The organism is Franconibacter helveticus LMG 23732, assembly GCF_000463115.2.
Taxonomy (GTDB): Bacteria; Pseudomonadota; Gammaproteobacteria; order Enterobacterales; family Enterobacteriaceae; genus Franconibacter; species Franconibacter helveticus.
In genome coordinates this window covers 57255-82307 of the sequence record NZ_AWFX01000057.1, presented here as the reverse complement: position 1 = coordinate 82307, position 25053 = coordinate 57255, and the positions used below count along the sequence as shown (strand labels likewise).

The 25053-nt window shown below is 57.3% G+C and carries 19 protein-coding genes; 9 read left to right on the top strand and 10 right to left on the bottom strand.

Annotated elements, in window-relative coordinates:
- Positions 1–33 precede the first annotated feature (33 nt).
- Both DW56_RS19870 and glpD read right to left on the bottom strand, forming a co-directional pair.
- A complete protein-coding gene (locus tag DW56_RS19870) occupies positions 34–1554 on the bottom strand; it encodes a sensor domain-containing diguanylate cyclase (protein WP_412093692.1) in 1521 nt (506 codons plus the stop codon).
- Between the two features lie 173 nt (positions 1555–1727).
- A complete protein-coding gene (glpD, locus tag DW56_RS19865; RefSeq protein WP_029590218.1) occupies positions 1728–3242 on the bottom strand; it encodes a glycerol-3-phosphate dehydrogenase in 1515 nt (504 codons plus the stop codon).
- 187 nt (positions 3243–3429) lie between these two features.
- Here glpD and glpE point away from each other — a divergent pair, with 187 nt between their 5' ends.
- The 3 genes from glpE (at position 3430) to DW56_RS19850 (ending at position 5436) form a co-directional block, all read left to right on the top strand.
- Positions 3430–3759, top strand: coding sequence for a thiosulfate sulfurtransferase GlpE (gene glpE / locus DW56_RS19860; RefSeq protein ID WP_024554008.1), 330 nt, complete (start codon positions 3430–3432; stop codon positions 3757–3759).
- 64 nt (positions 3760–3823) lie between these two features.
- Positions 3824–4651, top strand: a complete 828-nt coding sequence (gene glpG / locus DW56_RS19855) for a rhomboid family intramembrane serine protease GlpG (RefSeq protein WP_024554009.1) — start codon at positions 3824–3826, stop codon at positions 4649–4651.
- Positions 4652–4677: 26 nt separating this feature from the next.
- Complete coding sequence (locus DW56_RS19850; protein WP_024554010.1) at positions 4678–5436, top strand: DeoR/GlpR family transcriptional regulator; 759 nt, start codon at positions 4678–4680, stop codon at positions 5434–5436.
- Between the two features lie 81 nt (positions 5437–5517).
- Here the strand turns inward: DW56_RS19850 and malT are convergent, their stop codons facing one another.
- Positions 5518–8223: an HTH-type transcriptional regulator MalT gene (malT, locus tag DW56_RS19845; RefSeq protein WP_024554011.1), complete on the bottom strand. Its 2706-nt coding sequence runs from the start codon at positions 8221–8223 to the stop codon at positions 5518–5520.
- Between the two features lie 674 nt (positions 8224–8897).
- On the opposite strand from malT, the gene malP reads away from it, so the two are divergent.
- Both malP and malQ read left to right on the top strand, forming a co-directional pair.
- Positions 8898–11300, top strand: a complete 2403-nt coding sequence (gene malP, locus DW56_RS19835; protein ID WP_024554013.1) for a maltodextrin phosphorylase — start codon at positions 8898–8900, stop codon at positions 11298–11300.
- A 9-nt stretch (positions 11301–11309) separates the two neighbouring features.
- Entirely contained in the window at positions 11310–13427 is a 2118-nt protein-coding gene (gene malQ, locus DW56_RS19830) for a 4-alpha-glucanotransferase (RefSeq protein ID WP_024554014.1), read from the top strand.
- Between the two features lie 214 nt (positions 13428–13641).
- On the opposite strand, the gene nfuA is transcribed toward malQ, so the two are convergent.
- Both nfuA and gntX read right to left on the bottom strand, forming a co-directional pair.
- Complete coding sequence (nfuA, locus tag DW56_RS19825) at positions 13642–14217, bottom strand: Fe-S biogenesis protein NfuA (protein ID WP_024554015.1); 576 nt, start codon at positions 14215–14217, stop codon at positions 13642–13644.
- Between the two features lie 58 nt (positions 14218–14275).
- Positions 14276–14956, bottom strand: coding sequence for a DNA utilization protein GntX (gene gntX / locus DW56_RS19820; protein ID WP_024554016.1), 681 nt, complete (start codon positions 14954–14956; stop codon positions 14276–14278).
- Between the two features lie 39 nt (positions 14957–14995).
- Here gntX and bioH point away from each other — a divergent pair, with 39 nt between their 5' ends.
- Positions 14996–15769 (top strand): pimeloyl-ACP methyl ester esterase BioH, encoded by a 774-nt coding sequence (gene bioH, locus DW56_RS19815; RefSeq protein ID WP_024554017.1) that lies wholly within the window; start codon positions 14996–14998, stop codon positions 15767–15769.
- 168 nt (positions 15770–15937) lie between these two features.
- Positions 15938–16207, top strand: a complete 270-nt coding sequence (locus DW56_RS19810) for a YdgH/BhsA/McbA-like domain containing protein (RefSeq protein ID WP_024554018.1) — start codon at positions 15938–15940, stop codon at positions 16205–16207.
- A 42-nt stretch (positions 16208–16249) separates the two neighbouring features.
- On the opposite strand, the gene feoC is transcribed toward DW56_RS19810, so the two are convergent.
- The 5 genes from feoC to greB all read right to left on the bottom strand — a co-directional run bounded on the left by feoC (position 16250) and on the right by greB (position 22505).
- On the bottom strand, positions 16250–16486 hold the full coding sequence (feoC, locus tag DW56_RS19805) for a [Fe-S]-dependent transcriptional repressor FeoC (RefSeq protein WP_024554019.1): 237 nt from the start codon (positions 16484–16486) through the stop codon (positions 16250–16252).
- A 9-nt stretch (positions 16487–16495) separates the two neighbouring features.
- Positions 16496–18814: a Fe(2+) transporter permease subunit FeoB gene (gene feoB, locus DW56_RS19800; RefSeq protein ID WP_024554020.1), complete on the bottom strand. Its 2319-nt coding sequence runs from the start codon at positions 18812–18814 to the stop codon at positions 16496–16498.
- A gap of 29 nt (positions 18815–18843) precedes the next feature.
- The gene (gene feoA, locus DW56_RS19795) at positions 18844–19065 is read right to left on the bottom strand and encodes a ferrous iron transporter A (RefSeq protein ID WP_024554021.1); all 222 of its coding nucleotides are present in this window, start codon (positions 19063–19065) and stop codon (positions 18844–18846) included.
- A 526-nt stretch (positions 19066–19591) separates the two neighbouring features.
- Positions 19592–21916, bottom strand: a complete 2325-nt coding sequence (locus DW56_RS19790; RefSeq protein WP_024554022.1) for a Tex family protein — start codon at positions 21914–21916, stop codon at positions 19592–19594.
- A 115-nt stretch (positions 21917–22031) separates the two neighbouring features.
- Positions 22032–22505 carry a transcription elongation factor GreB gene (greB, locus tag DW56_RS19785; protein WP_024554023.1) on the bottom strand — a complete coding sequence of 158 codons (474 nt, stop codon included), beginning with the start codon at positions 22503–22505 and terminating at the stop codon, positions 22032–22034.
- 430 nt (positions 22506–22935) lie between these two features.
- Here greB and ompR point away from each other — a divergent pair, with 430 nt between their 5' ends.
- Both ompR and envZ read left to right on the top strand, forming a co-directional pair.
- Positions 22936–23655, top strand: coding sequence for an osmolarity response regulator transcription factor OmpR (gene ompR, locus DW56_RS19780; RefSeq protein WP_001157751.1), 720 nt, complete (start codon positions 22936–22938; stop codon positions 23653–23655).
- A complete protein-coding gene (gene envZ, locus DW56_RS19775) occupies positions 23652–25013 on the top strand; it encodes a two-component system sensor histidine kinase EnvZ (RefSeq protein WP_024554024.1) in 1362 nt (453 codons plus the stop codon). The genes ompR and envZ overlap by 4 nt, the downstream gene beginning before the upstream one ends.
- Positions 25014–25053: the final 40 nt, after the last annotated feature.

The window sequence follows — 25053 nt, the reverse complement described above, 5'->3', positions numbered from 1 at the left end:
GTGAATAAGCCAGAGCCTCCGCTCTGGCTTTTTTTATCCTTCCTGAGGCGAGGCGGGAAGGTCGCAGCGGCCGTTGATCGTCGCGATACAATCGCGGCCCGCGCGTTTCGCCTGATAAAGCGCTTCATCCGCCATGTTTTTTAGTTTGTCGACGCTGGCCGACTCCCCGGAGACGGTGCCCACCCCCGCGCTTATCGTCAAAAACTTCTTCTCAAGCTTCGTCGCCGGATGCGGCAGCGCCGCGTTGCGCACCGCCATCACCGCGCGCAGGGCGACCTGTTCCGCCGCGTATTCACTGGCGCCGGGCAGGATAATGGCGAACTCTTCGCCGCCGTAACGGGAAACGCGATCGGTATTACGCAGCGGCAAATAGCGCAGGATCTCGCCTACCGCCGCCAGGCACTGGTCGCCCGCTACATGGCCCAGGGTGTCGTTATAAGCCTTAAAGAAATCAATATCACAAAGAATGAGCGAAACCGGCACGCCGGTTCTGCTGGAGCGCGCTACGCATTGTTCAAGATAGATATCGAACTGGCGGCGGTTGCCAAGGCCGGTTAAGCCATCCACCAGCGCCAGATCCTGCAAAATATGGTTGGAGCGGGTCAGCTCGTCTCGCAGGACGATAAGCTCGCGCTGATAGCGCAGGCTGGCGCGGATCTGGCGCAGCACCAGTACGCCGAACACAAACACCGCGCACAGCAGTACGCCGTTAAGCGCCAGCACCGGCAGGTTATTGCGCCACCATACCGAGCGCAGCGAGCTTCGGTCATAGCCTGCGGAAACCACCAGCGGGTAGCGCGCAAGGCTTGCGTAGCCAAATATGCGCGTTACGCCGTCCAGCGCCGAGCGCCAGGTGCCGCCGCCCACCGGGCTTATCTTCAGCATGCGGGTAAAAAGCGGGCTGGAGGCCAGGGTTTTATTAATAAACGCGTCGGAAAAAGGGCGCACGTAAAGCACGGTGCTGTCGGCGAGCGTCAGCCCCAGCGTGTCGCTTGGCCCCATTTCGTAATAGCCGTAAAACTGACGAAAATAGTCGACCCGAATCGTGGCCAGCGCCACGCCGCGAAAACGTCCTTCGCTGTTATTGAGCCGTACGGAAACCGGAATAACCAAATCGCCCGTCGAGCGGCTGCGAATCACCCGGCCAATATGCAGCCTGTCGTCATTATGCCGGCTGTGCCAGATAAAATAATCGCGGTCAGCGTTGTTAGCCTGCGCCGGAACATAGCCGCTGGAGGTGGCGAGCCAGTTGCCCTGCGTATCGTAGACGAACAGGCCGTGCAGCTGCGGAAGCTGGCGCTGCTGCTGCGCCAGCAAGCCGCGAATGCCGCGCCAGGCGACGGGGTTATCGAAAATGTCGTCCGCCCGCCGCGATATCTCATCCAGCGTTAATTGCACCTGTAAAAAGGTATCTTCCGCCTGGCGCGCCAGCGAAACAGACTGATTTCTCGCCTGGCGTTCTGTCTCTTCGACGCTGTGCTGCCACGACTGCCAGAGTGACCAGCCGCTGATGATGGATACTGCAAGCGTAATCAGCAGCAGGAAGGTCAGCATCACTGTATCTGGCGAGCGTATAGTTTTCGACTGCAAAATCTTCTCCCTCTCTTTAAGCGGGAAAGTATAAGTGCAGGGGGCTTTTTTTATACATAATCGTCGCGATAAGCGAGAGCGGCAGCAGGCGATGAAGCGCCCGGACAGGCTGTCCGGACGCCGTTTTCAGATAAAACTCAGGAGGCGAGAGAGAGGGTTACGCGGTTTTTGCCCTGGTGCTGTTCAAGCCACTGCGCCACGCGGGATTGTTCTTCCGCTGTCAGCCACATGCCAAGCTTGGTGCGACGCCACAGCGCGTCGTCCAGACGGCGCACCCATTCGTGCTCGACCAGATAGCGCAGCTCGGCTTCGTACAGCTCATGACCGAAATGTTCGCCCAGCGCGTTGAGGTCGGTCGCGCCATTGAGGATAAGCTCACTATTGCTGCCGTAGGTACGCGCCAGACGGCGGGCCAGCGATTCGCTGATAAACCCATAGCGGCGGCGCAGCTGCGCCGCCCAAGCGTCGCGGTCACCATTTATTTCGCCGCCCGGCAATACGCAGCCCTTCGTCCAGGCTTCGCCCATGGACGGGTACCAGGGTTTGAGTTTCTCCAGCGCGTGCTCAGCAAGCTTACGGTAAGTGGTGAGCTTGCCGCCAAACACGGAAAGCAGCGGCGCCTTGCCGTTTTCATCGCGGATATCCAGCGTGTAGTCGCGGGTGATGGCCTGCGGCGAATCGGACTCGTCATCGCACAGCGGACGCACGCCGGAGTAAGTCCAGACCACATCGTCGCGCCCCAGCTGTTTTTTGAAGTGCGCGTTGTAAACCTTCAGCAGGTAACTGATTTCACTTTCATCAATAGCCACCTGTTTCGGGTCGCCTTTGTATTCCACGTCGGTGGTGCCGATGATAGAAAACTCATCCATCCAGGGGATCACAAAGACAATGCGCTTATCTTCGTTTTGCAGAATGTAGGCTTGTTTTTGAGTATGTACGCGCGGCACCACGATATGGCTGCCTTTGATCAGGCGAATGCCATAAGGGGAGGGCAGCTCCAGGCCATTATCGAAGAAGTTCTTCACCCACGGGCCGGTTGCGTTTACCAGGCCTTTGGCGCGCCAGGTAAAGGTTTCGCCCGTATCAATATCTTCGCCCTGCACAATCCACTCGCCGTTTTCACGTTTTGCAGACGTGGCGCGCGTGCGGGTCAGCACTTCGCCGCCTTTTTTCTGCACCATCTGCGCGTTTGCCAGCACCATGCGCGCATCATCCACCCAGCAGTCGGAATATTCGAATCCGCGCTTGATCTCAGGTTTTAAGACCGAATCCGCGCCAAAACGCAAACCGGCGGAGCCGGGCAGGCTGGTGCGCTTGCCCAGATGATCGTACATAAACAGGCCGACGCGGATCATCCACGCCGGGCGCAGATGCGGGCGATGCGGCAGGCGAAAGCGCATCGGGAAGGCGATGTGCGGGGCCATTTTCAGCAGCACTTCGCGCTCGGCGAGCGCTTCGCTCACCAGACGGAATTCGTAGTGTTCCAGGTAGCGCAGTCCGCCGTGAATAAGTTTGGAACTGGCTGAGGAGGTCGCACAGGCCAGATCCTGCGCTTCCAGCATCAGTACGGAAAGTCCGCGCCCGGCGGCGTCTGCCGCGATACCGGCACCGTTGATGCCCCCGCCTATCACAATCAGATCTTTGGTTTCCATACTGCCCTCATTCACTTTCGTTAAAGCTCAAAAATGTTCGATATCGCTCATAATAGCAAACGAACGCGCTTTTGGTAACAGTAAAAAAACAATTCAATGTGATGTGAATAACAATATGGCGTCCTGATGCGGATCCCACGTAAACTTAAGGTTCAGCCTTTGTCCCGAACCAACAATGAGAAGCACCATGGATCAATTTGAATGTATTAATGTGGAAGAAGCGCACCAGAAGCTGCATCAGGGAAGCGCGGTGCTGGTCGATATCCGCGATCCGCAGAGCTATGAACTCGGCCATACGCCGGGCGCGTTTCACCTGACCAACGCTACGCTGGTCAACTTTATGCAGAACACCGATTTCGACACGCCGGTCATGGTGATGTGCTACCACGGCAACAGCAGCAAAGGCGCCGCGCAATATTTGCTGCAACAGGGCTATGACCAGGTTTACAGCGTTGACGGCGGTTTCGACGCCTGGCACCGTCATTTTCCGGCAGAAGTGGCGCGCGGCGAGGAGTAATTGTCGGTCGTCGCCCTTTTACCCGGTATACTCATCGCTTCTTCCGATAACGAAAGAGTTTGCGATGTTAATTACCTCTTTTGCTAATCCGCGCATGGCGCAGGCGTTTGTTGATTACATGGCGACGCAGGGCGTCACGCTGACCGTGAAGCCGCAGCAGGAATATGAAGTCTGGCTTACCGACGAAAGCCAGGCGGAGCGAGTGCAGGCTGAACTGGCGCGCTTTCAGCAAAACCCCTACGACCCGCGCTATCTGGCCGCCAGCTGGCAGACCGGGCAGACGGGCAACCCGTTGCCGTATCGCCGTTTTCCTTTTTTCGCCACCGTGCGGCAGAACGCCGGGCCGCTAACTCTGCTGGTCATGGCGGCCTGCATCGTGGTTTATCTGCTGATGCAGGCGGCAGGAGACCAGACCATAATGGTGTGGCTGGCCTGGCCGTTCGATCCTTCGCTGAAATATGAGGCCTGGCGCTACTTTAGCCACGCTTTGCTGCATTTCTCTATCCTGCATATTACTTTCAACCTGCTATGGTGGTGGTATCTGGGCGGGCCGGTGGAAAAGCGCCTCGGCAGCGGTAAACTCTTTACGCTGTTTCTTATCGCGTCGTTGCTGAGCGGTTTTATCCAGCATCACTACAGCGGCGCGTGGTTTGGCGGCCTTTCCGGCGTGGTTTACGCACTGATGGGCTATGTCTGGCTGCGCGGCGAGCGCGACCCGCAAAGCGGGCTGCATATGCCGCGCGGGCTGCTTGCTTTTGCCCTGATCTGGCTGATTGCGGGCTGGTTTGATCTTTTCGGCCTGTCGATAGCCAACGCCGCCCACGTTACCGGGTTGCTGGTGGGGCTGGCGATGGCGCTGATGGATACCCTTCATGCGCGAAAACGAACATAAATCCGGGGATACTTCAGGAGAAGAGTGTGAAGCAAACACAACGTCATGATGCGATTATCGAACTGGTGAAAAAGCAGGGCTATGTCAGCACTGAGGAGCTGGTGGAGCAGTTTGCTGTCAGCCCGCAGACAATTCGCCGCGACTTAAACGATCTGGCCGATCAAAACATGATCCTGCGCCACCACGGCGGCGCGGCGCTGCCTTCCAGTTCGGTCAATACCCCCTGGCACGACCGCAAAGCGACGCAGACGGCGGAAAAAGAGCGTATCGCCCACCGTGTAGCGAGCCAAATACCCAACGGCGCCACGCTGTTTATTGATATTGGCACCACCCCTGAAGCGGTAGCCCATGCGCTGCTCGACCACAGCAACCTGCGGATTGTGACCAACAACCTTAACGTGGCGAACACGCTGATGGTGAAAGAGGACTTCCGTATTATCCTCGCAGGCGGCGAACTGCGCAGCCGCGACGGCGGCATTATTGGCGAAGCGACGCTCGACTTTATTTCTCAGTTCCGGCTCGACTTCGGCATTCTCGGCATCAGCGGCATCGACAGCGACGGCTCGCTGCTGGAGTTTGACTACCATGAGGTGCGCACCAAGCGCGCCATTATTGAAAACTCCCGCCACGTAATGCTGGTCGTCGATCACTCGAAATTCGGCCGTAACGCGATGGTCAACCTCGGCAGCATTAATCTTGTGGATGCGGTATACACCGACGTGATGCCGCCTGCGGGAGTCATGAAAGTGATTAGCGAGAACAATGTGCAACTGGAGTTGTGCTGAAGATGAAGTAAGCGCGCCGCGCTGATACAGAGTGGGTCAGCGCAGCGCCACCCGCCTTTTCGCTACGCCGCAGGGCTACCTTTAAACGCCATACCCCATCATCTTCAACAATTGCTGCGCATGCTGTACCGCGTCCTGACGGTGCGCTACGCCAAGCTTCTGATAAAGATTGCGGATATGCGTTTTGATGGTGGTGGCCGCCACCGCCAGCTCGCCGGCTATCTGGTCATTGCTGTAGCCCGAGTAAATCAGCCCCAGCACTTGCCATTCACGCTGGGTGAGCGGGCTGGTGCGGATAAGCTCCGGCACTTCCGGATGCGTAAGCAGCCGGTTCACGAAATTTTCGTCGAAATGGGCGAACTTGTGGCGATGGTGCTGGTTAATTTCGCGCAGAATGCGCTGCGCGCGATGCTGCTCCAGCTCCGGCAGCGTATTGAGCTGGATCAGCTGGCGAAGCTGCTGCGCCATCGCTTCGCCTTCAATCACAAAGTGGCTGATGAAGCCGGTGCGGTTAGCAAGCGTCAGCGCCTCCATCAGCACCCGCTGGGCGTCGCTCTTGCGTCCCGCCTGCCAGTAAAGCTGGTTAAGCAGCAGCAGGTTGCGGTTAGTGTCGCTCATCAGCCGCAGGCTGCGCGCGTTTTCGTTTAACTCCTCCAGCACCATTTCCGCCGGGTCGTAATCGCCCAGCAAAATTTGCACGCGGGCGATATTGCGCCACTGGCTTTGCAGGAAATGGTTATTCGCGAAAGCGGGTTTCGGCGTCTGGCGCAGCCAGTTAGCGGCGGATTTTTTATCGCCCGTCATTTGCCAGTAAATCACGCGGACTTTATCAGCATTGGAAACCCAGTCGGAGTGATAAGGCCCGTTGCCGAGCAGGTTTTCCAGACGGTTCAGGTGACTGCGGGCATTGTCCAGATCCCCGCGCGCCAGAGAGCACTGCACCAGTAACGCCAGACACTGCAACTGTTGCTGGGGCTGATAGCCTGAAAGCACTTCCATGCCCATGCGCGCTGACGCTTCGGCTTCATCAAGGCGCGACCAGGCCCACAGCAGCTGCGCGCGAATGCGCAGCAAAAATTCATGCAGCGGCAATTGCTCAAGGTGCTGTTCGCGGATAAGCGTGAACGCTTTGTCCTGCGTTTCCCATGCGGCCTGCAAAAAGCCCTGGGCGAAAAGGATTTCGCTTTGTTGAATAAGACTCCAGAGCGCGTAATGCCAGACATCGTGGCGGCGCGCCATCTGCTCTGTTTGCTGCATTGTGGAGAGCGACTTAGTCAGTTCGCCTTTGCAATGCAGCACTTCGCCATGCACCGAGGTTGCCACGATGCGGCTGTAAAAGCTTGCCAGCGGCAGAGTATCAAGGGCGATCATCGCGAGCCTTTCTGCCTCTTCCGGGTCGCCGTCGTTGATGGCCACCTGGGCGCGCAGAGCGTTAAATTCGCCATGCAGCGTCTCGTCCATCGCCTCCTGCATCTCTTGCTCAGCGCGCGCCAGCAAGGTGTTCACTTCGCTGTAGCGGTGCTGGCTTTGCATCAGCCAGGCTTGCAGCAGAACCAGTTTTGGATTGGCGAGCAGGCTCTCCCACGGCAGCGCTTTTAGCGACTCTTCCAGCAAGGCCAGCTCGCTGTGGTTAAACAACCCCCAGGCATGATTAAGCAGAATATCGCGCAGCATGCGGGAATCGCCGGCGGCCAGCGCGTGGTGGATCGCTTCGCTTGGAAAGCCCTGCGCCATCCAGCTTTCCGCCGCCGCGCGGTGGATATCCGGCAACTCTGTGGCCAGCTCCCACTGGCAGCGCTGGCGTAGAAAGCTGCCGAACAGCGGATGATAGCTGAACCATTCGCCGGAGTCGTCCATGCGCTGTAAAAACAGCCCCTGGCGTTCAATCTCTTCAAGCCGCATCTGGCCGTTTTCTTCACCCGTTACGCGCACTATCAGCGCGTCGTTCATAGAGCGCAACAAGGAGCTTTTAAGCAAAAACTGACGCGTATTAACGTCGACATTATCGAGAACTTCATCCACCAGGTAATCGGAAAGATGAGAGGCGTTAATGCCCGCCAGCCGACGCGCTGAATGGTGCGCGGAGCTGGCGCTCTGGCGCGCGGAAAGCGCAATAAGCTGCAAAGCGGTTGCCCAGCCCGCCACGTCATCGCACAGGCGGCTGCTTTCGGCAGGCTCGATAGGCGAGTTCAGACGACAGTCGAAAAACTGTTTTGCTTCCTGATGGGTAAAGGCGAGTTGCTGGCTGCCGATCTCCAGCAGTTGATCGCGCACCCGCAGGTTCGCAATGCCAAGCTGGGGCAGGTTGCGCGAAAGGACGACCAGCGTCAGGTTTTCCGGCTGATGGCGCAGGAAAAAGCGCATCGCTTCATGTATGACCGGGTTAGAAATGAGATGGTAATCATCAATGACCAGGTACAGCGGGCGATCCCATTGCGCCAGCTCGATAAAAAGCTGCGAGAAAAGCGATGAAAGGCTGGCGTACTGACGCTTTTGCGCCATGACCTCGCTGCTGACACAGTGTCCGCCTGTCGCCTGTTGCACGGCGGCGATAAGGTAGCTGGCGAAACGTTCTTGCTGATTATCGCCTTCATCAAGCGAATACCAGCCCAGCTCGTTTTTGCCTGCGGCCCATTGCGAAACCAGCGTCGTTTTACCGTACCCGGCCGGACTTGTTATCAGCGCCAGACGATAATTATTGGCGCCTGATAATTTCGCCAGCAGACGGTCGCGGACTACGGTGTGCTCCAGACGAACCGGGCGACTTAATTTAGACGGTATCAACATAGTGGTCACTTCACTGTGCAGGAATCAGGAGGAATAGGGATTTTTTTTGTGCCTCGTAATTAATGCTGATTATAAGGTCGTTCAGAACGCGGTTTATTGCAAGTTATGTCCGTATTCCGTGAGCCTAAAGTTGCTCTCTGTCACACTTCTATTTATTAAACGCGTCATTTTCATTCGCTGGCAGGAAAGCGGCGGCTGGCGCGGGCTGGCGCCCGATCGTGCGGCTGAAAAATCGCGAGCTGATAAAATGTTTACGCAGCTAAATTACTATTATTTGCGTATTTACTGATGCAAAAATAAGCAATAATCAGCCAGGTGAACGCAGACGCGTATTTATTTTAATTAATGAGTAATTATTTCCGATGATTAATTACTTTTCAGAACGTTATTTCATAAAAATAAAGATGACATTTTTTAGGTCTATTTTTGCCGTTTACAACCCTAAAAATGGGCGCGGGCGCCCGGTTAAAAAAGCGATTATTTCCGACATTACTGAAGTGATGGCGGGCACGCCTTTTCGCAGGAAACGCCCGCTTTGAGTGCCGTCGATCACACTTTTTGCTACTCCCCGCTACTCCTCCCCGTCTAATACCTGGCAGGATGAGGAAGTCAGCCAGGGGGCGCGGCACACTATTAAAAAATGATGTTTATTTTGCTACAGGATCCGATTCCCTATGTCACAGCCCACTTTTAATGAAGAACAATTTCAGGCAGCCCTGACGCGTCAATGGCAGCATTTTGGTTTAACCTGCGCAAAAGAAATGACCACGCGCCAGTGGTGGCACGCAGTCAGCGGCGCGCTGGCGGAAATGCTTGCCGCTCAGCCAGCAGTAAGCCATTCATCCGGGCAACGCCACGTTAACTATATCTCCATGGAGTTTCTGATTGGCCGGCTTACCGGCAACAATCTGCTCAACCTCGGCTGGTATCAGCCGGTAACGGAAATGCTTCAGCATCATGGCGTTAACCTGAGCGACTTGCTGGAAGAAGAGACAGACCCGGCGCTCGGCAACGGTGGCCTGGGGCGTCTTGCCGCCTGTTTCCTGGACTCCATGGCGACAGTCGGCCAGGCTGCTACAGGTTATGGCCTGAACTACCAGTACGGCCTGTTCCGCCAGTCTTTTGACGACGGTAAACAGATGGAAGCGCCGGACGACTGGCATCGCGGCAGCTATCCGTGGTTTCGCCACAACGAGCAGCTGGATGTGCGGGTGGGCATTGGCGGCAAGGTGGTGAAAGAGGGGAAAACGCTGCGCTGGGTGCCCGGTTTTACCATTACCGGACAAGCGTGGGATTTACCGGTCATCGGCTATCGTAACGGCGTGGCTCAGCCGCTGCGTCTGTGGCAGGCGACGCACGCGCAGCCGTTTGATCTTACCCGTTTTAACGACGGCGATTTCCTGAAAGCCGAGCAGCAGGGCATCGACGCCGACAAACTCACAAAAGTGCTTTATCCGAACGACAACCATCTGGCGGGTAAAAAGCTGCGCCTGATGCAGCAATATTTCCAGTGCGCCTGTTCGGTCGCGGATATCCTGCGCCGTCATCATCTGGCGGGACGCAAGCTGCACGAGCTTGCAGACTACGAAGTCATTCAACTTAACGATACTCACCCGACTATCGCTATCCCTGAATTGCTGCGCGTGTTGATAGACGAACACCAGCTGAGCTGGGACGACGCCTGGGCCATCACCAGCAAAACGTTCGCCTATACCAACCACACCCTGATGCCGGAAGCGCTGGAATGCTGGGATGAACGTCTGGTGCGCGCGCTGCTGCCGCGCCATATGCAGATAATCAAAGAGATTAACGCACGCTTTAAGAAGCAGGTGCAGCAAACCTGGCCGAATGACGACGCGGTATGGGGAAAACTGGCGGTGGTGCACCATAACCAGGTGCGCATGGCGAACCTGTGCGTGGTCAGCGGCTTTGCGGTTAACGGCGTGGCGGCGCTGCACTCTGAACTGGTGGTAAAAGATCTCTTCCCGGAATATCACCAGCTCTGGCCGAACAAATTCCACAACGTGACCAATGGCATCACCCCTCGCCGCTGGATCAAGCAGTGCAACCCGGCGCTGGCGGCGCTGATTGATAAGACGCTGAAAAAAGAGTGGGTGAACGACCTCGACGCGCTGTCGGACCTGGAAAAATATGCCGACGACGCAGCCTTTCGCAAGGCGTACCGCGCGATCAAGCAAGAAAACAAAGTTCGTCTGGCGGCGTTTGTTAAGGCCCGCACCGGCATTGAAATCAACCCGAACGCGCTGTTCGACGTGCAGATTAAGCGCCTGCATGAATACAAACGTCAGCACCTCAACCTGCTGCACATTCTTGCGCTTTATAAAGAGATCCGCGAAAACCCGCAGGCGGACCGCGTGCCGCGCGTTTTCCTGTTTGGCGCGAAAGCCGCGCCGGGGTATTACCTGGCGAAAAACATCATCTTCGCTATTAATAAAGTGGCGCAGGCGATCAACAACGACCCGCTCGTTGGCGATAAGCTGAAAGTGGTTTTCCTGCCAGACTATAACGTCTCGGTCGCTGAGATGATGATCCCGGCGGCGGATCTTTCCGAGCAGATTTCTACCGCCGGTAAAGAAGCTTCCGGCACCGGCAATATGAAGCTTGCGCTAAACGGCGCGCTGACGGTAGGCACGCTCGATGGCGCTAATGTGGAAATCGCCGAGCAGGTGGGCGCAGAGAATATCTTTATCTTCGGCCATACCGTGGATGAGGTAAAAGCCATTAAAGCCAAAGGCTATGACCCGGTGAAGTGGCGCAAGAAAGACAAGCTGCTGGATGCGGTGCTCAAAGAGCTGGAGAAGGGCATTTACAGCGGCGGCGACAAACAGGCTTTCGATCTGATGCTGCGAAGCCTCGATAAAAACGGCGGCGACCCGTATCTGGTGATGGCGGACTTTAACGCCTATGTTGAGGCGCAGCGGGCGGTGGATGTGCTTTATCGTGATGAGGAAGCCTGGACACGCGCGGCTATACTCAACACGGCGCGTTGCGGCATGTTCAGCTCGGACCGGTCGATTCGCGATTATCAACAACGTATCTGGCAGGCGAAACGCTAAGGATAATTCATGGAGAGCAAGCGCCTGAATAATGCCGCCCTGGAGGCGGGCATTGCAGCGAACTACATCAACGCGCACGGCAAGCCGCAGGCTATTGGCGCTGAAACCAAACAGCGTCTGCTGGACGCAATGAACCTGACCGCCGCTGGCGCGACAAAGCCGGCGGCGACGCCAGTGCCGAATGTGAAAGTCTTCACCCGCGGCAGCCGGATGCAGTTCTCTCTGGAAGGCAAAGGCGACTACCAGTGGCAGCTTGTCACCGAGACGGGGCAGCAACACAGCGGCGAGGCGAAAGGCGGCGAAACGCTTTCTCTGCCTGCGCGTTTGCCGCTGGGCTATCACACCCTGACGCTAACGCGGCAGAAGAAGCGCTGGGAATGTCGGGTCATCATCGCGCCTAAGCGCTGTTTTGAGCCGCAGCCGTTGCTGGAGGGGAAAAAACTCTGGGGCGCCTGCGTGCAGCTTTACACGCTGCGCTCGGAGAAAAACTGGGGCATCGGCGATTTCGGCGATCTGAAAAACATGCTGGCGGAAGTGGCCGATCGCGGCGGGGCGTTTATTGGCCTTAACCCGATCCATGCGCTTTATCCGGCGAACCCGGAAAGCGCCAGCCCCTATAGCCCTTCCTCGCGTCGCTGGCTGAATGTGATTTATATCGACGTGAACGCGGTGGAGGATTTCCACTTAAGCGAAGAGGCGCAGGCCTGGTGGCGGCTTGCTACCACGCAGCAAACGCTCAAGGCGGCGCGCGACGCGCAGTGGGTGGATTATTCCTCCGTTACGGCGCTGAAAATCACGGCGCTGCGCATGGCGTGGAAGCGTTTCTCCACCCGCAGCCTGGACGACGAGCAAGCCGCTGCGTTTCGCGGTTTCGTGGCGGAACAGGGCGAGAGCCTCTACTGGCAGGCAGCTTTTGACGCGCTGCATGAAGCCCAGGTCAAAGAAGATGAAATGCGCTGGGGCTGGCCGGTCTGGCCGGAAGCCTGTCGCGATATCAACAGCGCCGAAGTTAAAGCATTTTGCGAAACGCAGGCCGACGCGGTGGATTTTTACCTCTGGCTGCAATGGCTGGCTTACACGCAGTTCGCCGAATGCTGGCAGACCAGCCAGCAGCGCGAGATGCCGATTGGTCTCTACCGCGACCTGGCCGTCGGCGTGGCGGAAGGGGGGGCGGAAACCTGGCGCGACCGCGAGCTTTATTGCCTGAAAGCCTCTGTTGGCGCGCCGCCGGATATCCTCGGGCCGCTCGGACAAAACTGGGGCCTGCCGCCGATGGACCCGCATGTCATCGCCGCGCGCGCTTATCAGCCCTATATCGACCTGCTGCGGGCGAATATGACGAACTGCGGCGCGCTGCGTATCGACCACGTCATGTCGATGCTGCGGCTGTGGTGGATCCCGTATGGCGAAACGGCAGACAAAGGCGCCTACGTGCATTATCCGGTAGATGACCTGCTGGCTATCCTGGCGCTGGAAAGCCAGCGTCACCGCTGCATGGTTATCGGTGAAGATCTGGGCACCGTACCGGTGGAGATTGTCGGCAAGCTGCGCAGCACCGGGGTCTACTCCTATAAAGTGCTCTATTTCGAGAATGACCATGAGAAGCAGTTCCGCGCGCCGAAAGCCTGGCCCGTGCAGTCGATGGCAGTCGCCACCACGCACGACCTGCCGACGCTGCGGGGCTACTGGGAGAGCGGCGACCTGACGCTTGGCAAAACCCTGGGCCTTTACCCCGATGAAGAGGTGCTCAGCGGTCTGTATGAAGACCGGGAGCGCGCGAAACAGGGGCTGCTCGACAGCCTGCATAAATATGGCTGTTTACCGAAGCGGACCGGGCATAAAGCCTCGTTAATGGCGATGTCCGCCACGCTAAACCGGGGGTTGCAGCGCTATATCGCCGACAGCAATAGCGCACTGCTTGGTCTTCAGCCGGAGGACTGGCTGGGTATGGCAGAGCCGGTAAACGTGCCGGGAACGAGCTACCAGTATAAAAACTGGCGGCGTAAGCTCTCGACAAGCCTGGAGCAAATGTTCGCGGATGGCGACGTTAATCGACTGATTAAAGACCTCGATAATCGCCGGAAAAAAGCGGCGCTGGCGAATGCGCCGGCAAAGAAAAGCAAATAAAAAAAGCCCGCGCAACGCGGGCTTTTTTATTGCCAACTGAAAACCACGTCCTGTGGCGTGGTCATCAACTGGTTTTGGCTCTGCCTTATTGTCTTTGGATTTAAATCTCACAGAACTGGCAGAGACTTCTTTTTAAGGGTTTTGGTACGCCCTTCCTGGGCGTAATCAATGCCGCCTTCTATGAAGGCGGATTTTTATAACCGGACGCTGCCGGTTAGTAGTAAGAGTGTTCGCCGCGCTGGTGCTCGGTCAGGTCGCGCACGCCTTTCAGTTCCGGGAACTCATTCAGCAGTTGCTTCTCGATACCCTCTTTGAGCGTCACGTCTACCATGGAGCAACCGTTGCAACCGCCGCCGAATTGCAGGATGGCGTAGCCTTCGTCAGTGATTTCCATCAGCGTGACGCGCCCGCCGTGGCCTGCAAGCTGCGGGTTAATCTGCGATTGCAGCAGATACTCGACGCGCTCCATCAACGGGGCGTCGTCGGACACTTTGCGCATTTTGGCGTTAGGCGCTTTCAGCGTCAGCTGAGAACCGAGCTGGTCGGTCACGAAGTCGATTTCCGCATCTTCCAGATACGGCGCGCTCAGCTCATCGACATACGCGGTAAGCTGATCGAATTTCAAAGCAGTGTCCGTTGCTTCCACAGCGTCTGGCGGGCAATACGAAACGCCGCACTCGGCATTTGGCGTACCCGGATTAATAACAAAAACGCGAATTTGCGTCCCTTCTTCCTGATTTGCCAGCAGTTTGGCAAAGTGTGATTGGGCAGCATCGGAAATACGGATCATAACAATGGCCTAATAGTTGACTATTTTAGTCGGTTATAATACGCCCATCATCGAGGCTCTACAAGGTTCGACACAGGCACCATACCTGGACAGTCGCCGCGCCATGCTGCAAAAGCAGGCGTGCGATTTGGGCGACCGTACTGCCGGTCGTGACGACATCATCCACAATAACGATATGGAGTCCTCTGACCGGCAATTCAAGCCGGAAAGCGTTTTTGAGGTTCCGGCGCCGAAGCCTGGCGCTGAGGCGGTGCTGAACAGCCGTCTCGCGTATCCGGCTGATGGCGTGAGCCTCGTACCGGCAGCCAAGCCATCGCGCCAGCGGCTTTGCGAGCAGCGCGCTTTGGTTAAAGCCGCGCCGCCATGCGCGGCGGCGATGCAGCGGCACGCTGATGATGCTGTCTACCGGCGGCAGCCCGACGGTTCTTTTTTCCCGTAGCACGTTAATCAGCAACAGCCGCGCAAGCGACGCAGCAAGCGCGGTCTGGCGCTGAAACTTAAGCCGGTGAACCAGTCCGCTTAGCGGCGCGGCATAGTCGCTGACATACACCAGCCGCTGCCACGGCGGCGGCTTTTGCAGGCAGCGCCCGCACGGCAAACGGCTATGCGCGGCCGGCAAACCGCATTGCGGGCAATGCGGCGAGGGTTGCAGATGCTTTGCGCAGCGCGAGCACACTCCCCAGCCCGGGCGGGCGAGCGGCATCCGGCATAGCCAACATGTCCCCGGTATTGTTAGCATGACGACCTCCTTGTACATCAATCATGAGAAGCATAACGGATGAACGACATCTGGTGGCAGACCAAAGGAAAGGGAAATTGTCATCTTGTGCTGCTGCACGGATGGGGGCTGAACGCTGAAGTATGGCATTGCATTTCTGCGGAATTAAGCGCGCATTTCACGCTGCATCTGGTGGATCTGCCGGGCTTCGGCAGAAGCCAGGGCTTTGGCGCGCTTTCGCTTGAAGAGATGGCGGAAATCGTGCTGCGCCAGGCGCCTGAGCGTGCGGTCTGGCTTGGCTGGAGCCTGGGCGGGCTGGTGGCGAGCCAGATAGCACTGACGCACCCGGCGCGCGTGCAGGCGTTAATTACGGTGGCCTCGTCGCCCTGTTTCAGCGCGCGCGACGAGTGGCCCGGCATTAAGCCCGACGTGCTGGCGGGCTTTCAGCAGCAGCTTCGCGAAGATTTCCAGCGCACGGTGGAGCGTTTCCTGGCGCTGCAAACGCTGGGCACCGAAACGGCGCGCCAGGACGCCCGCGCGCTGAAGGCCGTAGTGCTGGACCAGCCGATGCCGACGGCGCAGGTGCTGGACGGCGGGCTTGAGATCCTGAAAACCGTGGACTTACGCGAGCCGCTCAGCGCGCTTTCGCTGCCGTTTTTACGCCTCTACGGCAGGCTGGATGGGCTGGTGCCGCGCAAAGTCGCGGCGCTGTTAGACGAAGTCTGGCCGCAAAGCGCGTCGCTGATTTTCCCGAAAGCGGCGCACGCGCCCTTTATTTCTCACCCGGCGGAATTTTGCCAGGTATTGCAGGCATTCGTTGCGGAACATTCCTGAAAATCGTCGCGGAGTGGATATTTTCTCATCAGCGGCAATACTTTAACCGTAGCGGGTCGGCATGTTTTCAGAAAAGGGCCTTTTGCAGGAGCCTGAAAGCGCTTTTCCGGGCCGACGCCTCTTACTTCAACCTTCAACGAGCAACCGTTTCTAAGGAGAGTTATGGCTATGAAAATCGTTACCGGTTTAGTGACTGCCCTGTTTGTCGGCTCTGTTTCTTTCGGCGCGCTGGCGGCGGAAGAGATTCAGAAAGACAAAATTAAAGAGATGAACGTGACGAAAATCGGCACCATCGTGTCTGATGACGCGACCGCGCCGATGGATGCGCGTGAAGAGCTGTCGAAAAAAGCGGATGAGCTGGGCGGCAAATATTATGTGGTGACCAGCGGTGAGAAAACCGGCAAGGATATCCACGCTACGGCGGATGTCTACAAATAAAAAAAGGCGGGGCGACCCGCCTTTTTCAAAGAGTTAACTCCGTTACTTTACCATCCACAGCTCCCGCAGACAGGCTTTCCCTTCCGGGCAATTTTTACAGCTGCCGCTCAGGCAGGCGCCTGGCTCTTCCTGAACTCTTCGCGCTTTGCCCATCACTTCCAGCTGCTCAAGCATGGCCGCGACGCGTGCTAACGGCAGAGACAGCATTTCGCTGATACGCCGCGCTTCCATTCGCCCCTGTAGCGCCAGCAGATCGCGTACGGTTATCAGGCTCGCCATTGCGCCTCCTTAATGACATTCGCTCGCCGGGCTTTCGCAGCAGGCGGCGGCGGTGCGGCGGCGGGCCAGCAAAGCGATATCCACGCGGCTGCGGGCGCGGCGCAGGCCCGTTAATAGCAGGGCGTTGAACAATACCACCGCCAGCAGGCAAATCAGGCTGTATTGCGGATGCTGGTGGAAGGTGACGCTTTGGTAGAAGAGCGTGGCAAGGGAATAAGCCACATTCAGCCCCCACAGGATGGAAAAGCCCATCCAGCCGCGGCTCGATTCACGTGCTATCGCCCCCATGACGGAAATGCAGGGGATATAGAGCAGGACAAAAATGAGATAGCTGTAAGCCGCGGCCTCGCTGCCGAATTTGCTGTTCATCACGCCCATGGCGCCTGTCGCCATTTCGCCGTCGCCTTTGCTGGCTTCGATAGGGTTGGCGAGCACGCTCAGGCTGAACGTCTCTTTCAGGCTCTGCCAGGTCTCCTGCGCCGCGCCTTGTAATTCTTCCGGCAGATTGAAGTTCGCCGCGTCGAACGCATCTTCATGGATATTTTCTGCGGTATAGAGCGTATTCAGCGTGCCGACGACCACCTCTTTCGCCATCGCGCCGGTGAACAAACCGACGGTCGCTTGCCAGTTATCGCTTCGTACGCCAATAGGATGCAGCAGCGGCGTCAGCGTCTGGCTAACCGAGGCCAGCGCGGAGTCGTTGATGTTATTCACCGGTTTGCCGCTGAAAGAGAAACTGTTCAGCGCGCCAATGAATACGCTGACGATCACAATGACTTTCCCCGCTCGTAAGACAAAGGCTTTTAGCCGTTGCCAGGTTTGCAGCAGCAGGCTTTTCAGGTGCGGGACATGATAGACCGGCAGTTCCATCACAAACGGTGTCGCTTCGCCGCGCATCAGGGTGTGCTTAAGCATCAGGCCGGTAAGAATAGCCATGACGATGCCGAGCAGGTAAAGCGAAAAGACCACCAGCGCGCCTTCCTGGCCAAAAAAGGCAGCGGCGAAAACGGCAAAAATCGCCAGCCGCGCGCCGCAGGACATGAACGGCGCCATCATGACGGTCATTAACCTTTCGCGTGGCGCATCGAGCGTGCGCGCGCCCATGACAGAAGGCACGTTGCAGCCAAAACCGACGATCAGCGGCACAAAAGATTTGCCCGGCAGACCCAGCGACTGCATCAGACGGTCCATCACAAAAGCCGCGCGGGCCATGTAGCCGGAGTCCTCCAGAAAAGAGAGAAACAGATACATCATGCCAATCTGCGGCACCAGAGGCAGGACGGTGTTGATGCCCCCGCCAATGCCCTGGGCAAGGAAAATGGTGAGCCAGCCGGGGAAATGAAAGGTATAGCCTACCCATTGCAGGCCGTGGATAAACAAGGCGACGGAACCCGCATCGAATAGGGGTTGCAGCGCGCCGCCAATGTTAATCGCCAGCAAAAACATCAGGTACATCACCAGTAAAAAAACCGGCAGGCCGAGAAAGCGGTTAAGAATAATTTTATCCATCGCGACCGTCAGCCGGTGCGGTTCGGCGGTGAGGCTGTTGCTGACGGCGTCGCAGATAGCGGCGATGCTCTGGTAGCGGGCGTCGGCGATAACCAGCGCCGGGTCGTCCAGCGCTTCAGCAAGACGCGCCTGCGCGGCGGGCAGTTTCTTCCGGGCTTCGCCTGCAAACTCGCGGCTGTAAATATCGCCTTCAAGCATTTGCAGGCCCAGCCAGCGGCGCTGCTGTGGCGAGAGTTCGCCCGGCATTTCCGCCGCCAGCACGTCGGCTTCACGCAGCAGCGCGGCAGGGTAACGCACCCGTTCGATCGGCAAGTTTTGCTGCTGGCGATCGACCGCCAGGCGCAGGCTTTCGATTCCGCGCGCGCGGGTAGAGACGAGCGGCACTACCGGGCAACCCAGACGGGCGGCGAGGGCGTCAATATCAATACGGATATTTTGCTTTTCGGCGATATCCAGCATGTTGAGCGCCACCACGCACGGAATGCCAAGCTCCAGCAGTTGTAGCGTCAGATAAAGATTGCGCTCAAGGTTGGAGGCATCCACCACGTTGATGAGCATATCCGCTTCGCCGCCGAGTATGTAATGGCAGGCTATTTGCTCATCCAGCGAGGTTTGAGACGAGATGGTGGTCAGGGAGTAGGTGCCCGGTAAATCCACCAGCGTAACGTTATGTTCAAGCGTGGAGAATGACCCTTCTTTACGCTCGACCGTCACGCCAGCCCAGTTGCCCACGCGCTGACGCGAGCCGGTCAACTGGTTAAACAGGGTCGTTTTACCGGAATTGGGGTTGCCAATTAAGCCAATAGTTAATTTTTTCATCATAACGTGAACTCAATAACGGGTCGCCCTCAGGCGGCTTCTACCTGCAACAGCGCCAGATCTTTTTTTCTCAGCACCAGGTTTACGCGGCGGGTTTCAATATGAACAGGGTCGCCAAGGGGCGCCACGCGCACCACATTAAAGGAGGAGCCGGGCAGCATGCCAAGGGAGAGCAATTTTTGACGGTAAGCCGGGCTAATGGCCGGCGCAAAGCCAGTAATCTTCCACGTGCTGTTAAGAGTGAATCGCATAAAGCCTACTTGTCATTCAGTTGCGGACGGGCTTTTCGGCATGACCAGTCGCCGACAATAAAGCCGGAAATCACGCAGGAGAGGAAATCGTTTCGTATGGCAGGATGATAATGATAATGGTTTTTATCTTCAACGCATCGATAAAGCGAAAAAGCGCTTATTTACGGTTTATTTGTTCTGGCGCAAAAAAGGCAAGGTATGTCGTTGAGGTTATTGATCTTTATTTTTAATGCTTGCATTTCAATAAGATAAAAATAAAGAGGGTATTGTAGAGTGACACGATCCGTTTAATTGTTATTTTTTCGTACCCGGTGTTATTTGAATGGGAAAATCAGTGCTGAAATGTAATTCAACCATTTTTAGCAAAGGTGGAGCCGATATTTTACCTGTGCCGCAGCACAGCAAGTTAATTTGGCTGGCTGTAAAGGTCTGGTTATACCCGGCGGGTCAGTGCAGTGGCCCGTTAACGCCAGCATAACGCGCTTATTATAAAAAAGGCCGGTTGCCCGGCCTTGTTGGTTTGCTTTTATCGCTTCTTGCCAAACGCGGCGGCGAGCGCGTCGCTCATTGCGCTGTTGCCGCTGCTGGCGCTTTCGCGCGCCGGCTTGCGGTTTTGCGCCGGACGGCCATTTTGCTCACGGCTGTTGCCGCCGCCGCGCCGGGCATTGCCTTCGCCCGGCTGTTCATCCAGACGCATGGTCAGCGCGATGCGTTTACGTTGCAGGTCTACTTCCAGCACTTTCACCTTCACGATATCGCCTGCTTTCACCACTTTATGCGGATCGTCCACAAACTTGTCGGAAAGCGAAGAGATATGCACTAGTCCATCCTGATGCACGCCGATATCGACAAACGCACCGAAGTTAGTCACGTTGGTAACCGCGCCTTCCAGCACCATGCCGGGCTGAAGATCGTTCATTGTCTCCACGCCTTCTGCAAACTGCGCGGTTTTGAATTCCGGGCGCGGGTCGCGGCCCGGTTTTTCCAGCTCTTTGATGATGTCGGTCACGGTCGGCACGCCGAAACGCTCGTCGGTGAAATCCACCGCTTTCACGTTTCGCAGCGCGCTGCTGTTGCCCATCAGGTCGCGAAGCGACTGCTCGGTCGCCGCCAGAATACGCTCCACAACCGGGTAGGCTTCAGGGTGAACGGTGGAGGCGTCCAGCGGGTTATCGCCGTGGTTGATGCGCAGGAACCCGGCGCACTGCTCAAAGGCTTTCGGCCCCAGACGGCTCACTTTCAGCAACTGCTGACGGTTACGGAACTGGCCATTTTCATCGCGCCAGGCGACGATATTTTGCGCCATCATGCGCGTCAGCCCCGCCACGCGGGTCAGCAGCGGCACCGAAGCGGTGTTGAGATCCACGCCAACGGCGTTAACGCAGTCTTCCACAACCGCGTCGAGCTTGCGGGCAAGCTGGCTCTGGCTCACATCATGCTGGTACTGGCCCACGCCGATAGATTTCGGGTCGATCTTCACCAGCTCCGCCAGGGGGTCTTGCAGACGGCGGGCGATGGAGACCGCGCCGCGCAGCGAGACATCCAGATCCGGAAACTCCAGCGCCGCCAGTTCAGAAGCGGAGTAAACCGACGCGCCCGCTTCGCTGACAATCACTTTTTGCGCGGTGACTTTCGGGAACTGTTTTTGCACGTCCAGGAAAAAGCGTTCCGTTTCACGCGAGGCGGTGCCGTTGCCGATGGCGACCAGCTCCACGTTGTGCTTTTCACACAGCGCCGCAACCACCACGGCGGCTTTTGCGGCCTGACCGGTATGCGGGTAGATGGTATCGGTGGCGACCAGCTTGCCGGTTGCGTCCACCACTGCGACTTTCACGCCGGTGCGCAGGCCCGGGTCAAGGCCCATCGTGGCGCGCAAGCCCGCCGGAGCGGCCATCAACAGATCGTGCAGGTTGCGGGCGAAAACGTTAATCGCCTCCTCTTCGGCGCGCTCGCGCACGGTGCTCATCAGCTCCGTTTCGAGGTGCATCAGCACCTTGATGCGCCAGGTCCAGCTCACCACGCCTTTGCGCCAGCTGTCCGCCGGGGCGTTGTTCAGGCGCAGCCCCAGGTGGTTGATAATAATCTGCTCGCAGTGGCTTTCACGCGGCGGCTCGTCAAACTGCGGGTCGGCGTTTAACGAAAGCTGTAAAACCCCTTCGTTACGCCCACGGAACATGGCCAGCGCGCGGTGCGAAGGCACCGTGGAAACAGGCTCATGATGAGAGAAATAATCGCGGAACTTCGCGCCTTCTTCCTCTTTGCCTGGCACCACGGTGGCGACCAGATGCGCGTTTTTCCAGAGGTAATCACGCACTTTCGCCAGCAGCGCCGCATCTTCTGCAAAACGCTCCATCAGGATATAGCGCGCGCCGTCCAGCGCGGCTTTGGTATCGGCAACGCCTTTATCCGCGTCGATAAATTTCGCCGCTTCCGCTTCCGGCTCATGGGACGGCGTATTCCACAGCAGATCCGCAAGCGGCTCCAGGCCCGCCTCGATAGCGATTTGCCCGCGGGTGCGGCGCTTAGGCTTGTACGGCAGATAGAGATCTTCAAGCTCGGTCTTGCTGAGCGTGCCGTTAATGGCGGCAGAGAGGTCGTCGGTGAGCTTGCCCTGTTCGGCAATCGATTTCAGAATCGCCTGGCGGCGCTCTTCCAGTTCACGCAGGTAGCCCAGGCGCGTTTCGAGCTGGCGGAGCTGCGTATCGTCCAGGCCGCCCGTCACTTCCTTACGATAACGTGCGATAAACGGCACGGTGTTCCCTTCATCAAGCAGGCGAACGGCAGCGTCTACCTGTTCCGTCCTGGCCTGAAGTTCGCCGGCGATAATGCGGCTGAGCGAATCATTCATCATGGCAATGTCATCTGTTGAGTACGAAAAGTCAGGGCACAGTTATACGGATTGAACGGAGAAAATGCCAGCCACAGCCGCGCCGGGGGGAGGAATCGGACACATCTGTGGCGATAAGCTATTTAACGTATTCGATCTCGTTCACATACCATGTCGCTTCGCCTGCTGGCGTCTGCACGGTGGCTACATCGCCTGGCGCTTTTTTCAATAAAGCGCGGGCCATGGGGGAGTCGATAGAAATGTAATCTTTGCGGCCAAAGATTTCGTCATAGCCAACGATACGAAAGCGTTTCACGTCGCCGTCGTCGTTTTCCACTTCCACCCAGGCGCCGAAAAAGACTTTTCCCTCCTGCTGCGGCGAGTAATCAACGATTTTTAGCTGCTCGAGGCATTTGGTGAGATAGCGAACCCGGCGGTCGATTTCCCGCAGCCGCTTTTTGTTGTACTGGTAGTCGGCGTTTTCGCTCCGGTCGCCCAGGCTTGCCGCCCAGGTCACTTTTTTGGTCACCTCCGGGCGCTCTTCGCGCCAGAGGTAATCGAGCTCTTTCTTCAGCTTTTCATAGCCTTCGCGGGTGATTAAGGGCGTTTTCATCAGCGGATTTTCCAGAATAACCTTGCATCGGCGTACCTTAACGAGCGTTTCCGGCAAAGGGAAGCGTCGTCATTAATAAATGCGCGACGGCTGCAAGAGAACCCTGGAAACGCGGCAAAGCATGGAAATTTCCTGCGAAGCCGGCCGCGCTCTGCCGTTTTTAAGAATCGCGCGATGCCTTCGCCTGTTTTTACCTCTTAAGCTGATGCTCGCTATAAATAACAGTGATTTAACGTAACAAATGCTGGCGCAAAACCGGTTTCGTTTCCTGATCCGCCCTGCACAAGTGTGATGGTGAGTGTAGATAAGCTGCTGTTAAATATGCTTTGTAACAATTTAGGCTAGAATATATACCAGATTTAATTCACCCCGTGGACGCTCAGTTTCTTAGAATACGCCCACCACTGTTTGAGCCTTTGGGAGTAAACACATGCAAGAAAATTATAAGATTCTGGTTGTCGATGACGATATGCGCCTGCGCGCGCTGCTGGAACGTTATCTCACCGAACAAGGCTTCCAGGTTCGCAGCGTGGCTAACGCCGAACAGATGGATCGTCTGCTGACCCGCGAATCGTTCCACCTGATGGTGCTTGACCTGATGCTGCCGGGCGAAGATGGGCTTTCTATCTGCCGTCGGCTGCGCAGCCAGAGCAACCCAATGCCGATAATCATGGTCACCGCAAAAGGCGAAGAGGTGGATCGCATCGTGGGGCTGGAAATCGGCGCTGACGACTATATTCCAAAACCCTTTAACCCGCGTGAACTGCTGGCCCGTATCCGCGCCGTGCTGCGCCGCCAGGCGAACGAACTGCCGGGCGCGCCGTCGCAGGAAGAGGCCGTTATCGCCTTCGGCAAATTCAAGCTTAATCTCGGCACCCGCGAAATGTTCCGCGAAGATGAGCCGATGCCGCTCACCAGCGGCGAATTCGCCGTGCTGAAAGCGCTGGTAAGCCATCCACGCGAGCCGCTGTCGCGCGATAAGCTGATGAACCTGGCGCGTGGTCGTGAATACAGCGCCATGGAGCGCTCTATCGACGTGCAAATCTCCCGCCTGCGCCGCATGGTGGAAGAGGATCCGGCGCATCCGCGCTATATCCAGACTGTCTGGGGCCTGGGCTACGTATTTGTACCGGACGGCTCTAAAGCATGAGGCGAGTGCGCTTCTCGCCGCGTAGCTCGTTCGCCCGCACGCTGCTGCTTATCATTACCCTGCTGTTCGTCAGCCTGGTAACGACCTATCTGGTGGTGTTGAACTTCGCTATTCTGCCGAGCCTTCAGCAGTTTAATAAGGTTCTCGCTTATGAAGTGCGTATGCTGATGACCGATAAGCTGCAACTGGAGGATGGCACGCAGCTGGTCGTGCCGCCGGCGTTTCGCCGGGAGATCTACCGGGAACTGGGCATTTCGCTCTATTCCAACGAAGCGGCGGAAGAAGCGGGTTTACGTTGGGCGCAGCACTATGAGTTTTTAAGCCAGCAGATGGCGCAGCAGCTTGGCGGCCCAACGGAAGTACGCGTAGAAGTGAACAAAAGCTCGCCGGTGGTGTGGCTGAAAACCTGGCTCTCACCCAATATCTGGGTGCGCGTGCCGCTGACGGAAATCCATCAGGGCGATTTTTCGCCGCTTTTCCGCTATACGCTCGCTATTATGCTGATGGCGATAGGCGGCGCCTGGCTTTTTATTCGTATCCAGAACCGGCCGCTTGTCGATCTTGAGCATGCCGCTTTGCAGGTGGGCCGGGGAAATATTCCGCCGCCGCTGCGCGAATACGGGGCGTCTGAGGTGCGCTCGGTTACCCGGGCCTTCAACCATATGGCGGCAGGGGTGAAGCAGCTGGCCGATGACCGCACGCTGTTGATGGCAGGCGTAAGCCACGATCTGCGCACGCCGCTGACGCGTATTCGCCTCGCCACTGAGATGATGAGCGAAGGCGACGGTTATCTTGCCGAGTCCATCAACAAGGATATCGAAGAGTGCAACGCCATTATCGAGCAGTTCATCGACTACCTGCGCACCGGGCAGGAGATGCCGCTGGAGATGGCCGACCTCAACGCGGTGCTGGGCGAAGTGATAGCCGCCGAGAGCGGGTATGAGCGTGAAATTGAAACGGCGCTGGAGAGCGGTGAAATTATGGTGCGCATTCATCCGCTTTCTATTAAACGCGCGGTTGCTAACATGGTGGTCAACGCTGCCCGTTACGGCAACGGCTGGATCAAGGTAAGCAGCGGCACCGAGCTTAATCGCGCCTGGTTCCAGGTGGAAGACGACGGCCCGGGCATTAAGCCCGAGCAGCTTAAGCATCTGTTGCAGCCGTTTGTTCGCGGCGACAGCGCCCGCAGCACCAGCGGCACCGGTCTGGGACTCGCCATCGTTCAGCGTATCGTCGATAACCACAACGGCGCGCTGGATATCGATACCAGCGAGCGGGGCGGTTTACGCATCCGCGCCTGGCTGCCAGTGCCGGTAACGAAACACCCGCCTGCCGGCAAAAACAGCGCCACGGCATAAACATAAAAAAACCACCCTCGGGTGGTTTTTTGTTTTGTGT